Below are 14,452 nucleotides of genomic sequence, written 5' to 3' on the forward strand. Positions count from 1 at the left end.
ACAAGAGGATGGCGATGGCCGAAGAACAGGGGCGCTCACGGCTCGGCCGAGGCCTGGCGGCGCTGATCGGCGATGTCGGCGAGGAAATCGGGGCGATCGACCGGGCGCGCGGCCAGAGGCGCGTGCCTGTCGAGTTCCTGCGTCCAAGCGCGCGCAATCCACGTCGCAGCTTCGGCGAGGACGATCTCGAAGAGCTCACGGCTTCGGTCCGCGAGCGCGGCATCCTGCAGCCGATCATCGTGCGCTCGATTCCAGCCATGCTCGATGCCTACGAGATCATTGCGGGTGAACGGCGCTGGCGCGCTGCCCAGCGAGCAGGCTTGCACGATGTGCCGGTCATCCTGGTCGAGGCGGATGATCGCGAAGCGCTCGAAATCGCCATCGTCGAGAACGTCCAACGCACCGATCTGAACGCGATCGAGGAGGCCGCCGGTTATGAGCGGCTGATCGCGGAGTTCAGCTATACGCAAAACGACCTTGCGCGGGTCATCGGCAAGAGCCGCAGCCATGTCGCCAACACCTTGCGGCTGTCCAAATTGCCGGAATCGGTGCGGAAGATGGTCAGCGAAGGCGCGGTTTCGGCCGGCCATGCCCGTGCCTTGCTGTCTGTTTCGGAGCCGGAACTGATGGCTCGCAAGATCATCGACGAAGGGCTCAGCGTCCGTGACATCGAACGGATCGTCCAGGACGAATCGCGCGGCGAAAGCAAAAGCGTTCCAGGCAAGCCCAAGATCGACAAGGATCCCGATACCCGCGCGGTCGAGAAGGCTCTCGAGGAAGCGCTGGGACTGTCGGTTTCGATCCAGCACCGGGCCAATGGCGGCGGCGAGATGAAGATCAGCTACAAGACGCTCGAGCAGCTCGAAGCGCTTTGCCGCAGGCTGAAGGCCTGAAACAGGGCAATTTTCGATCCAACTGAATCGTTCGACTGCTCTAGCACTTTGTTACGACGCGGTTTCTTCACGCGAATTGGTATCCATTCGCTCGAGAACGCTTCAGTCCCCGCGCGCTCCGGAGCGACCGAGGCGCGCCAGGGTCCAGAGTGTGCGCACCGCGGCAGGCCGGGCGATATCGCCATCCCGCCTGACGGCAAGCGTCGCGGCCCCCAGAAGCGAGATGGCCTCCGTCAGTTTCGGGGTCGTCCAGGCCGAAAGCGCCGCCTCCATCGCTGGAATGCGCGGAAAAGGCAGCCGCATGGTCGCAACGACGTCCTTGACGCCGCGGCCGGCATCGACGCTTTGCCGGGATTTGAGCAGTGTCAGCGCCTGTCTCAGCACCGCACCGAGCATGACGCCGGGATCGAGGCCCTCCCCGCTCAATTTGGCATAGGCCAGATCCAGCGCCGGCAGGCGCCCGGCGAAGACGGCGTCGACCAGAGCCGCCTGCTCGCGCTGGGCGGTGTCGCCGACGACCGCCTCGATATGCTCGCTTAGAACAGCGGGATCGGCCCCGACATAAAGCAGGAGCTTCTCGATTTCGCGGCGCGATGTCTGCCGGTCGCCGCCGAGCAATCCGGCGAGATGGTCGCGATTGAGGCGGTCGATGGTCTTGCCTGCCGCGCGCAGCATCTCGTCGATCAGGCTGCCGAGATCACGGGCGCCGTCGCTGTAGCAGGGAACGGCCAGCGCAGATCGCGCCTTCTCGCAGGCGACTCGCAGCGGATTGCTGCGCTGGAGATCGCCGGCCTCGATGATGACGATGGCGTCTCGCGATGGCGTCGCCAGCAAGGGCTCGACGGCGGCCGTCAGCAGCTTGCCCGTAGCGGAGACACGGATGGCGCGCCGGCCGCCGAACAGGCCGATGGTGTTGGCCTCGTCGACGAGCTTGAGCGGGTCGGAGGCGATGTCGTCGCCGCTCATGCGCACGAGCTGGAAAGCGTCGTTGGCGTCGTCGACATTGGCGCGCGCCAGCGCGGCGGCGCGCTCCGAAACCAGGCCCGTATCGGGGCCGTAGATCAGAAACAGCCGCCAGGCCGGATCGGGCTTGGCCAGCGTGCGTTCGGCCTCATGCGCCTTGACGGCGGCCATGGCAGAGATTCTCGCTTCAGCCGGAGACCAGATCCGCGGCGAGTTGCCCCTTGATCAGCTGGGCCAGGCTCTTGGCCGCGCGGATCTGGGCGTCGCGCGCGGCGCGCACCGTAGCGAAGCGCTGCGAGGAGCGCTCATAGGGCGCACGCACGACATTGGTGCCCGAGGAGACAGTCTCGCCCGCGCCTCCTATGCGCTTCACCGTCCAGGTCGCGGTGGCGATCAGGACCGCCGAATCGGCGCGGCCGGTGTTGTAATCGACCGTGACGACCTCGATCGATTCGGAGATCTTAGTCTCGAAACGCAGGCGCTTCTGAACGTCAGGCTCGCCGCCGCCATCGAGCTCGAAAGCAAGCTCGTTGCGCAGATAATGGCCAGTCAGCCCCTGAATCTGAGGGATTTCGACGCTCTTCAGCGCGGATCTGACGCTGCCACCGACAGTGCTCGTGGTATTCTCGGAATAGAGCGGCTGCAGGCAGCCCCCGGCGAAGGCGGTCGCCAGCAATGTGGCGGCCAGCATCATGCGGCGGGTCGGAACCGGCTGCGACAGGGGCCGGTTCTGGACTTCAGGCGACGACATTCACGATTCTCCCGGGCACGACGATGATCTTCCGGATCTCCCGGCCGTCAAGCGCCTTGATGACGGCCTCGGAGGCACGCGCGAGCGCCTCCACGGCCACGGTATTCGCATCGGCGGGGACGGTCACCTCCGCGCGCTTCTTGCCATTGATCTGCACCGGCAGCACGATGCTGTCGTTCTTCAGCAGGGTCTCGTCGGCGACAGGCCATGCAGCCTCGCCGATAAGCCCTGGCTGCCCCAGCGCCTGCCAGCACTCCTCGGCGAGATGCGGCATCATCGGCGCGACAAGCTGCGTGGCGATGATGGCGGATTCATGCAGTGCGAAAGCGATATCAGGTGCGATCTCGGCGTTTTCGGCAGCGGCGTCGAGCGCTTTGCCGATGGCGTTGGTCAGCGAATAGATATGGGCGATGCAGCGGTTGAAGCCGAGGCGCTCGATATCGAGGCCGACCGCATGCAAGGCGCGATGGCTGGCGCGGCGCAGCGTCAGGGCCTGCTCGCTCAGGGAGCTGGGCAGGGTGGCGCTGTTGCCGGTGCGCTCGGCGATCTCGCCGACGAGCCTCCAGAGGCGCTGGACGAAGCGGGCGGCGCCCTGGACGCCCTCATCGGTCCAGATCACGTCCCGGTCCGGCGGCGAATCGGAGAGCATGAACCAGCGCGCGGTGTCGGCGCCGTAGGAGGCGATGATGTCGTCGGGATCGACGACATTCTTCTTGGACTTCGACATCTTCTCGATGGCGCCGATCTCGATCGGCGCGCCGGTATCGACATGGAAGCCGCGGCGCTCGGCGCCGTTCACCTCGATGCGGACATCGCCCGGCTCGACCCAGCTGCCGTCCTTGGCCCGATAGGTCTCGTGGACGACCATGCCTTGCGTGAACATGCCGTCGAAAGGCTCGTCCAGCCCGGCATGGCCTGTCGCTTTCATGGCGCGGGTGAAGAAGCGCGAATAGAGCAGGTGCAGGATCGCGTGCTCGACGCCGCCGATATACTGGTCGACCGGCAGGAAGCGGTCGACGACCGGCCGGTCGGTTGGGCTGTCGATGCGCCAGGGATCGGTGAAGCGGGCGAAATACCAGGACGAATCGACGAAGGTGTCCATCGTGTCGGTTTCGCGCCGGGCCGGCTTGCCGCATTGCGGGCAGGCGACATGCTTCCATGTCGGGTGATGGTCGAGTGGGTTGCCGGGCCGGTCGAAGGAGACGTCGTCGGGCAGTTTGACCGGCAGGTCGGCGTCGGGCACCGGCAGCGTGCCGCAATCGGGGCAATGGATCACCGGAATCGGGCAACCCCAGTAGCGCTGGCGCGAAACGCCCCAGTCGCGCAGGCGGAAATTGACCTTGCGCGTGGCGACGGGGCTGTTGCCGCGCGTCTCGGCTTCCAGCCGGCGGGCGACTTCTTCTTTCGCCTCCGGAATGGTCATGCCGTCGAGGAAGCGCGAATTGATCATGCGGCCATCATCGCCATAGGCGGTGTCGGTGATGATGAAGCTTGCCGGATCCTGGCCCTCGGGCGCTACGACGGGCGTGACGCCGAGCCCGTATTTATTGACGAAGTCGAGGTCGCGCTGGTCATGGGCCGGGCAACCGAAGATCGCGCCCGTGCCGTATTCCATCAGGATGAAATTGGCGACATAGACCGGCAAGGTCCATGATTTATCAAAGGGATGGACGGCGCGGATGCCGGTGTCGAAGCCGAGCTTCTCGGCCTTGTCGATGTTCTCCTGGGCCGTGCCGGTGCGCTTGCAGTCCTCAATGAAGGCCTGCAGGGCCGGGTTGTTCTCGGCCGCCGCCTTGGCCAGCGGGTGGTCGGGCGCGATCGCCATGAACTTGGCGCCGAACAGCGTGTCGGGCCGGGTCGTGTAGATCTCCAGCTCGTTGCGGCCATAAGGATTCGATTCGAGAGCGAAACGAATCAGCAGCCCTTCCGAGCGGCCGATCCAGTTCTTCTGCATCAACCGGACCTTGTCGGGCCAGCGCGTCAGGCCTTCCAGCGCGTCATGCAGCTCCTGGGCGTAGTCGGTGATCTTGAAGAACCACTGCGTCAGCTCGCGGATTTCCACGGGCGCACCGGAGCGCCAGCCGCGCCCGTCGATGACCTGCTCATTGGCGAGCACGGTCTCGTCGACCGGATCCCAGTTGACCCTCGCGGTCTTGCGATCGACCAGGCCGGCCTTGAGGAAGTCCAGGAACAGCTTCTGCTGGTGCTTGTAATAGCTCGGGTCGCAGGTCGCGAGCTCGCGGCTCCAGTCGAGCGACAGGCCCATGGACTGCAATTGCGTCCGCATCGTCGCGATATTGGCGTAGGTCCATTCGCGGGGATGCACCTTGTTGGCCTTGGCGGCGTTCTCGGCCGGCAGGCCGAAGGCGTCCCAGCCCATCGGGTGGAGCACGGCGAAGCCCTTGGCGCGCTTATAGCGCGCGACGACGTCACCCATCGCGTAATTGCGGACATGGCCCATATGAATGCGGCCCGAGGGGTAGGGAAACATCTCGAGCACATAGTAGCTCGGGCGCGGATCGTCGTTGCGGGTCTCGAAGAGCTTGCGCTCCTCCCAGACACGGCGCCATTTCGGCTCTGATTCCTTGGGATTGTAGCGTTCGACGGCCATGATAACGGGCAATTCTTGCGTGATCGGATGAGCCCGGACTAGGACACCATTGCAGCCACGCGGTCAACGCCGCACAGGGCATGAAGGGACTACCGATGAGCGATACGGTTACGCGTTTGGCCGCCACACGGGCCGCGATTGCGCGCGCGGCGCGCGATTTCGAGCGCGAGCCCGATTCGGTTGCGCTGATCGCGGTCTCGAAGACCATGCCGGCAGAGGCGATCCTGCCGGCGCTGGAAGCCGGGCAGCGCATCTTCGGCGAAAACTATGTCCAGGAGGCCAAGGCCAAATGGCCGGAGCTGAAGCAGCTTTTTCCCGATGCCCAGCTCCACATGATCGGGCCGCTGCAATCCAACAAGGCCCGCGAGGCGGTCGAATTGTTCGACGCGATCCATTCGCTCGATCGCGAGAGCCTGGCCAAGGAGCTGGCGCGCGAGATCGCCCGCACCGGCAAGACCCCGACCCTGTTCGTCCAGGTCAACACCGGCGACGAGCCGCAAAAAGGCGGCGTCAGCCCGGCCGGGATCGATGCCTTCCTGGAAAACTGCCGCGTGCGTCACGGCCTCGTGATCACGGGGTTGATGTGCATTCCGCCGGCCGATGAGCCGCCTTCGCCACATTTCGCCCTGCTCGCCAAGATCGCGGCGCGCCACGGCCTGCACGGTCTCTCGATGGGCATGAGTGCCGATTACGAGGCCGCCATCCAGATGGGCGCGACCTATGTGCGCGTAGGCAGCGCGATTTTCGGGGCGCGAGCGTGAAGACAGGCTGAGGGCGTGGGGCGGTTGCGCCACGCTCGGGCGAGGCGAAGCGCAGACCCGAGCAGGACGCCCAGGCCCGGCTTATTGCACCACCATCACGCAATGCCGCGCCAGGCGCGGCAGCACCTTGGCGAAGACATGGCCCTCGACCGCGACGCAGCCGGCCGTCGGCGTGAAGCCGGCCCGCGCGAGATGCCAGAAGATCGCGCTGCCGCGGCCGCGAATCACCGGCGCGTCGTTCCAGCCGAGCTCGACGATGACGTCGTAGAGATGGTCCTCGCGCTGCAGCCGCTCCTCGGCGACGCCGGGCGGGCGGGCGATCAGCCGGTTGTAGCGGCGGTCGCTGGCATCGTCGCACCAGGCGTCGCGGGCGGTGATGGTGCGCAGCGGAAGCAGGGTTTTCGGCCTCGGCAGCCGCGCCTTGCGGTAGAGCACGCTGCGCAACGGCAGGGCGGCGCGCGGGGTGCCGCCATCGCCCTCGCGCTTGAGTACGACGATACCGGAGCGGCCAAGCGCACAGGGGAATACCGCCCCACCTGCGACCAGGAAGCCCTTGCTGGGGTCCCGGACCGAGGCGAAGACCCGCAGCCGGGTGAGGCCGCGTGGCCTGTCAACCGACCAGGATGTGATCGGGCTCTCACGTTTTCTCACTGAAATTCCATCCTGCGTGACTTGCAGACACGAATCAGCGGGCTCATGGTGCCCGCTGCGCAACCGTTACAATGATTGTTCATGTCCGCCGTCCATCATATCCTTCTCGTCGATGATGACGAGACATTGCGCGACGCGCTGGCCGAACAGCTGGCGCTTTATGACGAGTTCAAGATCTCGACTGCCGGCACCGCGACCTCGGCGGTCAAGGCCGTGCAGGCCGAGCGGATCGATCTTGCCGTGATGGATGTCGGCCTGCCCGACATGGACGGGCGCGAAGCCGTCAAGATGATGCGCAAGAACGGCTTTAAGAGCCCGGTGATCATGCTGACCGGCCAGGGCTCCGATTCGGACACGGTGCTGGGACTGGAAGCCGGCGCCAATGATTATGTCGTCAAGCCGTTCAAATTCGCCGTGCTGCTGGCCCGTATCCGGGCGCATTTGCGCCAGTACGAGGCGAGCGAGGACGCGGTCTTTCAGGTCGGGCCTTATACCTTCCATCCCGGCTCGAAGCTGCTCGTCAGCGAGAAGGGCTCCAAGACCAAGCTGACCGAGAAGGAAACCGCGATCCTGCGTTTTCTCTATCGCGCCGGCCGCAAGCCGATCGCCCGCGAGATCCTGCTGCAGGAGGTCTGGGGCTATAACAGTCAGGTCACGACCCATACGCTCGAGACGCATATCTACCGGTTGCGCCAGAAGATCGAACCGGATCCGGGCAATGCGCGTTTGCTCGTGACGGATGCGGGCGGTTACCGCCTCAACCCTTAAGTCGATATGGCTCTCGACAACGACATTGCCCTGCTGGCCCAGCAGCCGCTGCTGAGTCTGATGGAGCGCGATGCGCTGAGGCTGGTGGCGTTCGCGGCGGAAAGCCGCATCCTGCGCGCCGGTGATGTCCTGTTCCGTGGGGGTGATTTGTCGGACGGCGCCGTGCTGATCATCTCGGGCGCGGTTGCCCTGCTGCACCAGGATGACGGCCAGCCCGCCGACGAGATCGTCGGCGCCGGCGCCTTGCTCGGAGAGATCGCCCTGTTCACCTCGGCGCACCGGCCGGTGACGGCGATCGCGCGCGAGCCGACGCAGGTGATGAAGCTGTCGCGCAGCGTGATGCGCCGTGTCCTCGCCGAGTTTCCGAAGTCGGCCGAGGCGATCGCTGAAGCGATCGGCGATCGTTTACGTGAGTTCGTCGGCGAATTGGGCCAGGTCCAGGCCGCGCTGGACGCGATCGATCGCGGCTGAGCGGGACTTCCGCCTTATAACACGCGACTGTCACTCCGGGCGCCCGCGGGGCGATCCGGATCCCTCCTGGAGCACCAGGGCCTTACGACGGATCCCGGAGCTACCGTCCTTGGTCTGGCCAAAGGCCGGATCCGAGGGCCGTTTATTCAGGATGACGCGGTGTTTCCGAGCAAGCGCAGCAAATGCTGGCGCTTCAAAGCTCCAGCGTTACCGTCACCGGCACATGGTCCGAGGGGCGCTCCCAGCCGCGCGCCTCGCGCAGGAAGGTGAGGTCGCGCAGAGCCGGCTTCAGCGCATCCGAGAGCCAGATATGGTCGAGGCGGCGGCCGCGATTGGAGGCTTCCCAGTCGGCGGCGCGGTAGCTCCACCAGCTATAAAGCTTTTCGGGTTCGGGCCTGAGCGTGCGCGCAGCGTCGGTCCAGCCGAGCTCGCTGCGCAGTTTCTCCAGCGTCGTGGTCTCGATCGGCGTATGGCTGACCACATCGAGCAATTGCTTGTGGCTCCAGACATCGTGCTCATAAGGCGCAATGTTGAGGTCGCCGAGCAGGATGGCGGGCCGGTCGGTCGGCTTCTTGGCGATGCCCCAGGCGCCGATCTCGTCGAGGAAGGCGAGCTTATGGGCGAATTTGTCGTTCCTGGCCGGGTCGGGAATGTCACCGCCCGCTGGAATGTAGAAATTATGGATCGCGACGCCGGCAGCGGCACCCGCGGCCTTGTCGAGCACGACGGTCATGTGGCGAGCGTCGTTCTTGCCGCACATCGCCATGGCGTCCTTCTCGCTGAAGGGTAGCTTTGAGACGATGGCGACGCCGTTATAGCCCTTCTGGCCGATGAAGGCCTGATGGACATAGCCGATCTTCTCGAAGGCCTTGGCCGGGAACTGCTCGTCGGGTGTCTTGGTCTCCTGCAGGCACAGCACATCGGGCGCATGCGTGGTCAGGAAGTCGCAGACCATGCCGATGCGCAGGCGGACCGAATTGATATTCCAGCTGGTGACGGTGAGTTGCACGCGAATGTTCCGGGCGGAGGGCTGCCGGAAACTGGTTTGTAGCGCGCAGAAAAGCAAGCTCCGCGAAGGCAATCCGCCGTCATTCCGGACAAGCCAATCAGCGGCGTCGAGCCGGAATCCATCGGAGCCATGGTGTGCCCTATGATGGATTCCGGGCCTGCGCGGAGTATATCCTTGGGCCGATCGAAGATCGGACCCGAGGGCTGCGCCCGGAATGATGGAGCTTGGTTGAAATCAAGCTATGTGGCGTTGGGCCTCAGAGCATGCGCTCGTAGTTGATCGTGAAATTCTTCGGATCGGGGCGGCGCTGGGTGTCGAGATTGTAGACCGAAACCGTGGTCTCATAGCCTTGCGGATCGATCACCACCCAGCCGCGTAACTCATTGGCGGTGATGTCGTAATTCAGCGTGATCTTGGAGGTGCCGCCCAGCGTCGAGCGGTCCTCGATCCTGACTGACAGAATGTCACCCTTGGTGCCGGCGCCCATCACGACCGAATCGCGCGCCAGATCCATACGCTCCTTGACCAGGAATTTCAGCGGAGTCTGGCCGATCGAATAGATATCCTGCGTCGCCAGTTTCTTGTCGCGGATCGCGACGGAGGTGCCGTCGGCGATGACCTCCGTCGTCACCGGAGCGCGATACTCGAAGCGCATCTTGCCCGGGCGCTGAATGTAGAGCTTGCCCTCAAGACGGCGTCCATCGGGAGAAAACTGGATGAAATCGGCCTGCAGAGTGGCGAAGCCGTTGAAATAGGCGTTCAACCGCTCGACGGCCTCGTCCTGCGTCTGCGGGGCGGAGGACTTGCCCGATGCTTTCGCCGGCGTGGCTGCAATGCGCTGGGGCGCCTCGGCGGAAGCGGTTTGCACAGGCGTCGCCGCCGTCGCCATGCGCGGCAATCCGAGGCCCTCGGGCCGCACGGGGGGCAGGCGCGTGCCGCTGCGCGGCGGCTTGGCGGTGGTGATCGCCTGCTTGGAGGGCTGCAGATTCAGCGGCTGGGCGCTGGCCCCGCCGAGCGCGGCTGCGAAGCCGAGCACGGCAAGCGCGCTGATCGAGGCCCGCATACGGAGGCGGCGTGTCATGAGCATGCAAGCTCCACTCAAAATCGGCCCGGAGGCCGGGATCACCGTGCCTTTGCCGGCACGCTGCAACAAACGGGTCATGGAAGCGAACCCACCGCTCCGGTCAAATCTTGCCCGGTCAAACCTTGGCGCGGGATTCATTCGAAAAACCGGTTCCCACTCTTTACCAGCCCGCTCCAGTCAACGCATCGCGATGGCTGAAGGTTGCAGTACCGTCATGGCAATTTGAGGACGGGATGGCGGTGTTTCAATCCTCGTCCTCGCGGGCCCGGCCGGTTTCGACCAGGATCTCGCGCTTGCCGGCGTGGTTGGCGGGGCCGACGATGCCTTCGTTCTCCATCCGCTCCATGATCGAGGCGGCGCGGTTGTAGCCGATCTGGAGGCGGCGCTGGATATAGGAGGTCGAGGCCTTCTTGTCGCGCAGCACCACCGCCACCGCCTGGTCGTAAGGGTCGTCGCTCTCGGCCTGCCCCATCGCGCTCTTGTCGAAGACGGCGCCATCCTCGCCCTCAGCTGCGCCCTCCTCCTCCTCGGAGGTGACGGCTTCGAGATATTGCGGCCGCCCTTGCGTCTTCAGGTGGGCGACGACCTTCTCGACCTCGGCGTCGGAAACGAAGGGGCCGTGGACGCGGGTGATGCGCCCGCCGCCGGCCATGTAGAGCATGTCGCCCTGGCCGAGCAGCTGCTCGGCGCCCTGCTCGCCCAGGATGGTGCGCGAGTCGATCTTGGAGGTGACCTGGAAGGAGATCCGGGTCGGGAAGTTCGCCTTGATCGTGCCGGTGATGACGTCGACGGAGGGGCGCTGCGTCGCCAGCACGACATGGATGCCGGCCGCACGCGCCATCTGGGCCAGCCTCTGGATCGTGCCCTCGATCTCCTTGCCGGCGACCATCATCAGATCGGCCATCTCGTCGACGATGACGACGATATAGGGCAGAGGCTCGAGGTCCATGACCTCCTCCTCATAGATCGCCTCGCCGGAATGCTTGTCGAAGCCGGTCTGCACGGTGCGGGTGATGACCTCGCCGGCCGCCTTCGCCTCACCGACGCGGGCGTTGAAGCCGTCGATGTTGCGCACCGAGACCTTCGACATCTTCTTGTAGCGCTCCTCCATCTCGCGCACCGCCCATTTCAGCGCCACGACCGCCTTCTTCGGGTCGGTGACCACAGGCGTGAGCAGATGGGGAATGCCGTCATAGACGGAGAGTTCGAGCATCTTGGGATCGACCATGATCAGGCGGCACTCCTCCGGCTTGAGCCGGTAGAGCAGCGACAGGATCATGGTGTTGATCGCCACCGATTTGCCCGAGCCGGTGGTGCCGGCGACGAGCAGATGCGGCATGCGGGCGAGATCGACGATCACCGGCTCGCCGCCGATGGTCTTGCCCAGCCCCAAAGCGAGCTTGTGCTTGGAGCTCTCGAAATCCTGGCTGGCCAGCAATTCGCGCAGGAAGACGGTCTCGCGCTTGGCGTTGGGCAGTTCGATGCCGATGGCGTTCTTACCCGGAATCACGGCGACGCGGGCCGCGATCGCGCTCATCGAGCGGGCGATGTCGTCGGCCAGCGAGATCACCCGCGACGACTTCGTGCCCGGCGCTGGCTCAAGCTCATAGAGCGTCACCACCGGGCCGGGGCGAACCTGGGTGATCTCGCCGCGTACGCCGAAATCCTCGAGCACACCTTCGAGCAAGGTAGCATTCTGCTCGAGAGCGTCGGTCGAGATCGCGTTGGCGGGCAGCTTCTTGGGCTCCGACAGATAGGTCAGCGGCGGCAGTTCGAACTGGTCGCGGTCGAGCAGCGATGGCTGAGCCTCGCGCTGCATGCGCTTTCCCGGCTTGGGCGCGATTGCGGGGGCAGTGACGCGCGGCGCGTTGAGATCGCGCAGATCCTGCGGCTCGTCGTCGTCCTCGGGCAGGTCGACCGCGGCGGGCCGGGGCGGGCGCGAAACGGGCAAAGGCTCGGGCGCGAAAGGCTGGTTCGCGCCGCGCGGTGCGGGCTCGCCGAATTGCGGCTCGCGGCGGACGCGGCCGGGCACGGGGGCCGAGGCGGCCGGGCCTGCATTGACCAGCGGCTCGGGCGGCTGCGGCAGCCGGCGCAGGATCATGCCCCTGAGCGACATCGCGCCATGGGCGAGCCAGCCGATCAGGATGACGGCGATGCCGGGTTCGTCGTCGCGACGATCCTCGCTCTCGCTCCAGGATTCGTCCTCATCCTCGTTCTCGGCGATCGGATCCTCGTCGGTGACGAAGCCGAAGCCGGCCGCGGCCGTGATCGCAAGGATCGAGATGCCGGCATAGAGGAAACCGACGAGGCCGCTCAGCGCATTGCCGGCGATGCCAACGAGGTTGCGGGTGCCGAACAACAGGCCGTCGCCGATGACGCCGCCCATGCCGGTCGGCAGCGGCCAGCGCGGCGTGGCGGGTAGCGCGCTGGCGACCGCGCCGGTGGCGACGATGCCGACGACCCAGAGGCCGAGCTTGAGCGCGCCGCGATCGAACAGATGGAAACGCACCAGCCGCAGCGCCCAGATCACCGGCGGGAACAGCAGGGCGATGACGCCGAGCCCGATCAATTGCATCAGCAGATCGGCGACCATCGCACCGGGACGGCCGAGCCAGTTCCTGACGGCGCCGCTGGTGGCGTTGTTGATGCTGGGATCGTCGACCGACCAGGTCGCGAGCGCGATCGCGATCGCCGATGTCAGGGCCAGCAGGCCGAGCCCGGTGAGCTCCGCCGCGCGCCGCGACAGGAACTCCCGCACCGGATCGGGCAGGCGGTCCATCAGCGAAGAGGAACGTCGGATCGTGCGCATGCTGGTGTCGTGCTTCGGGCTTCCGGCCGCCAGAGTCGGGCCTGTCCGGTCACGTTAGGAAGGTGAGGTTAAGACCCGCTTAACCTTGCACGGACGGAGGTCCAGGGCTGGGGAAATGCGCTGTCGGCAACGAAAAACCCCGGCGGTTTCCCGCCGGGGTTGTTTCACGTGAGACGCTGAGGCGAGAGCGGCTCAGTCGTGGTAGGCGCGCTCGCCATGCTCGGCGATGTCGAGACCTTCGCGCTCCTGATCGGGGGCGACGCGCAGGCCGACGATGACGTCGACGATCTTGTAGAGGATCAGCGAGCCGATACCGCTGAACGCCAGCGTGAACAGCACGGCCTTGGCCTGCGCCAGGAAGGCATCGCCCAGCACATAGGCGCCGACGGCAAGTTCACCGGGCTTCGAGGAATAGTCCGGGATACCGACGCCGCCGAGATCGACATTCACCAGGATGCCGGTCGCCAGGGCGCCGATGATGCCGCCGATGCAGTGGATGCCGAAGACGTCGAGCGAGTCGTCATAGCCCAGCGCATTCTTGACGGTGGAGCAGAAGACGAAGCAGACAACGCCGGCGACAAGGCCCAGAATGATCGAACCCATCGGACCGGCAAAGCCGGCGGCGGGGGTGACCGCGACGAGGCCCGCGACTGCGCCCGAGACCATGCCGAGCATCGAGGGCTTGCCCTTGACGGCCCATTCCACGAAGAGCCAGCCGACTGCCGCCGCCGCCGTGGCGACGAAGGTGTTGATCATGGCGAGCGCGGCGGTGCCGTTGGCTTCCAGGTTGGAGCCGGCGTTGAAGCCGAACCAGCCGACCCAGAGCAGAGCGCCGCCGATCAGCGTCATGGTGAGCGAGTGGGGAGCCATCAGCTCCTTGCCGTAGCCGATGCGCTTGCCGAGCAGCAGACAGCCGACCAAGCCCGCGATGCCGGCATTGATGTGCACGACAGTGCCGCCGGCGAAGTCGAGCGCGCCCCATTTGAAGAGCATGCCGGCATCGGCGTTGACGGCATCGAGCGCGGCCTGGGCCGCAACCTTGCCGTCCGCCCCAGCGTCAGCCAGCGCCTTGGCGGCGGTGCCGACAACGTCGGGGCCGCCCCAGTACCAGACCATATGGGCCATCGGGAAATAGATGAAGGTGGCCCAGAGCACGCTGAAGAGCAGCAGCGCCGAGAACTTCATGCGCTCGGCGAAGGCGCCGACGATGAGGGCCGGCGTGATGCAGGCAAAGGTCATCTGGAAGCAGATATAGACATATTCCGGAATGACGACGCCGTTGGAGAAGGTCGCGGCCGTCGAGTTCGGATCGATGCCCTTCAGGAAGGCCTTGGAGAAGCCGCCGACATAGTCGTTCAGGCTGCCGCCATTGGTGAAGGCGAGCGAGTAGCCGTAGAAGACCCAGAGCAGGCAGACAATGCAGACGATGGCGAAGACCTGCGTCAGCACGGAGAGCATATTCTTGCTGCGGACGAGACCGCCATAGAACAGCGCGAGGCCGGGAATGGTCATGAGCAGGACGAGGATCGTCGAGCTCATCATGAAGGCGACGTCGCCCTTGTTGGGAACGGGCGCGGGAGGGGTGGCTGGAGCCTGCGCAAGCGCGGTGCCGGCGGCCGCCGCGAGCGCCAGCCCGACAAGTCCGGCCCGGCTGAGGGTCTTGAAATTCATCGTTGGAAAC

12 protein-coding genes are annotated in these 14,452 nt (G+C 65.5%); 4 read left to right on the forward strand and 8 right to left on the reverse strand.

Annotation, left to right across the window (positions count from 1 at the left end; genetic code table 11):
* The first annotated feature begins 14 nt into the window (after positions 1-14).
* On the forward strand, positions 15-893 hold the full coding sequence (locus ACSQ3P_RS27180; protein ID WP_436168570.1) for a ParB/RepB/Spo0J family partition protein: 879 nt from the start codon (positions 15-17) through the stop codon (positions 891-893).
* Between the two features lie 102 nt (positions 894-995).
* On the opposite strand, the gene holA is transcribed toward ACSQ3P_RS27180, so the two are convergent.
* From holA to leuS, 3 genes are read right to left on the reverse strand one after another with little or no spacing between them, the layout of a single operon-like run.
* Positions 996-2,027, reverse strand: coding sequence for a DNA polymerase III subunit delta (gene holA, locus ACSQ3P_RS27185; protein ID WP_436168571.1), 1,032 nt, complete (start codon positions 2,025-2,027; stop codon positions 996-998).
* A gap of 16 nt (positions 2,028-2,043) precedes the next feature.
* Positions 2,044-2,607 (reverse strand): LPS assembly lipoprotein LptE, encoded by a 564-nt coding sequence (gene lptE / locus ACSQ3P_RS27190; RefSeq protein ID WP_436168572.1) that lies wholly within the window; start codon positions 2,605-2,607, stop codon positions 2,044-2,046.
* The gene (gene leuS / locus ACSQ3P_RS27195; RefSeq protein ID WP_436168573.1) at positions 2,594-5,218 is read right to left on the reverse strand and encodes a leucine--tRNA ligase; all 2,625 of its coding nucleotides are present in this window, start codon (positions 5,216-5,218) and stop codon (positions 2,594-2,596) included. The genes lptE and leuS overlap by 14 nt, the downstream gene beginning before the upstream one ends.
* A gap of 95 nt (positions 5,219-5,313) precedes the next feature.
* Between leuS and ACSQ3P_RS27200 the strand changes: the two genes are divergently transcribed.
* The gene (locus tag ACSQ3P_RS27200; RefSeq protein WP_436168574.1) at positions 5,314-5,979 is read left to right on the forward strand and encodes a YggS family pyridoxal phosphate-dependent enzyme; all 666 of its coding nucleotides are present in this window, start codon (positions 5,314-5,316) and stop codon (positions 5,977-5,979) included.
* 81 nt (positions 5,980-6,060) lie between these two features.
* Here the strand turns inward: ACSQ3P_RS27200 and ACSQ3P_RS27205 are convergent, their stop codons facing one another.
* Complete coding sequence (locus ACSQ3P_RS27205) at positions 6,061-6,630, reverse strand: L,D-transpeptidase family protein (protein ID WP_436168575.1); 570 nt, start codon at positions 6,628-6,630, stop codon at positions 6,061-6,063.
* An 81-nt stretch (positions 6,631-6,711) separates the two neighbouring features.
* Between ACSQ3P_RS27205 and ACSQ3P_RS27210 the strand changes: the two genes are divergently transcribed.
* Both ACSQ3P_RS27210 and ACSQ3P_RS27215 read left to right on the forward strand, forming a co-directional pair.
* Entirely contained in the window at positions 6,712-7,398 is a 687-nt protein-coding gene (locus ACSQ3P_RS27210; protein ID WP_069689069.1) for a response regulator transcription factor, read from the forward strand.
* Between the two features lie 6 nt (positions 7,399-7,404).
* The gene (locus ACSQ3P_RS27215) at positions 7,405-7,869 is read left to right on the forward strand and encodes a cyclic nucleotide-binding domain-containing protein (protein WP_436168576.1); all 465 of its coding nucleotides are present in this window, start codon (positions 7,405-7,407) and stop codon (positions 7,867-7,869) included.
* Positions 7,870-8,062: 193 nt separating this feature from the next.
* Here the strand turns inward: ACSQ3P_RS27215 and xth are convergent, their stop codons facing one another.
* The 4 genes from xth to ACSQ3P_RS27235 all read right to left on the reverse strand — a co-directional run bounded on the left by xth (position 8,063) and on the right by ACSQ3P_RS27235 (position 14,442).
* Entirely contained in the window at positions 8,063-8,878 is an 816-nt protein-coding gene (gene xth / locus ACSQ3P_RS27220) for an exodeoxyribonuclease III (RefSeq protein WP_436168577.1), read from the reverse strand.
* Positions 8,879-9,134: 256 nt separating this feature from the next.
* Positions 9,135-9,959, reverse strand: coding sequence for a LolA family protein (locus tag ACSQ3P_RS27225; RefSeq protein WP_436168578.1), 825 nt, complete (start codon positions 9,957-9,959; stop codon positions 9,135-9,137).
* Between the two features lie 247 nt (positions 9,960-10,206).
* Positions 10,207-12,771 (reverse strand): DNA translocase FtsK, encoded by a 2,565-nt coding sequence (locus ACSQ3P_RS27230; RefSeq protein WP_436168579.1) that lies wholly within the window; start codon positions 12,769-12,771, stop codon positions 10,207-10,209.
* A gap of 192 nt (positions 12,772-12,963) precedes the next feature.
* Positions 12,964-14,442 carry an ammonium transporter gene (locus ACSQ3P_RS27235; RefSeq protein ID WP_436168580.1) on the reverse strand — a complete coding sequence of 493 codons (1,479 nt, stop codon included), beginning with the start codon at positions 14,440-14,442 and terminating at the stop codon, positions 12,964-12,966.
* Between the last annotated feature and the right edge of the window lie 10 nt (positions 14,443-14,452).

This window comes from Allobosea sp. LjRoot9, assembly GCF_964252745.1.
GTDB lineage: Bacteria > Pseudomonadota > Alphaproteobacteria > Rhizobiales > Beijerinckiaceae > Allobosea.

What these genes read in the sequence shown, in the direction of transcription:
- ACSQ3P_RS27180 (WP_436168570.1), top strand. Translation starts at nt 15, where the DNA reads ATGGCCGAAGAACAGGGGCGCTCACGGCTCGGCCGAGGCCTGGCGGCG.
- holA (WP_436168571.1), bottom strand. Translation starts at nt 2,027, where the DNA reads ATGGCCGCCGTCAAGGCGCATGAGGCCGAACGCACGCTGGCCAAGCCC.
- lptE (WP_436168572.1), bottom strand. Translation starts at nt 2,607, where the DNA reads ATGTCGTCGCCTGAAGTCCAGAACCGGCCCCTGTCGCAGCCGGTTCCG.
- leuS (WP_436168573.1), bottom strand. Translation starts at nt 5,218, where the DNA reads ATGGCCGTCGAACGCTACAATCCCAAGGAATCAGAGCCGAAATGGCGC.
- ACSQ3P_RS27200 (WP_436168574.1), top strand. Translation starts at nt 5,314, where the DNA reads ATGAGCGATACGGTTACGCGTTTGGCCGCCACACGGGCCGCGATTGCG.
- ACSQ3P_RS27210 (WP_069689069.1), top strand. Translation starts at nt 6,712, where the DNA reads ATGTCCGCCGTCCATCATATCCTTCTCGTCGATGATGACGAGACATTG.
- ACSQ3P_RS27215 (WP_436168576.1), top strand. Translation starts at nt 7,405, where the DNA reads ATGGCTCTCGACAACGACATTGCCCTGCTGGCCCAGCAGCCGCTGCTG.
- ACSQ3P_RS27225 (WP_436168578.1), bottom strand. Translation starts at nt 9,959, where the DNA reads ATGACACGCCGCCTCCGTATGCGGGCCTCGATCAGCGCGCTTGCCGTG.
- ACSQ3P_RS27230 (WP_436168579.1), bottom strand. Translation starts at nt 12,771, where the DNA reads ATGCGCACGATCCGACGTTCCTCTTCGCTGATGGACCGCCTGCCCGAT.
- ACSQ3P_RS27235 (WP_436168580.1), bottom strand. Translation starts at nt 14,442, where the DNA reads ATGAATTTCAAGACCCTCAGCCGGGCCGGACTTGTCGGGCTGGCGCTC.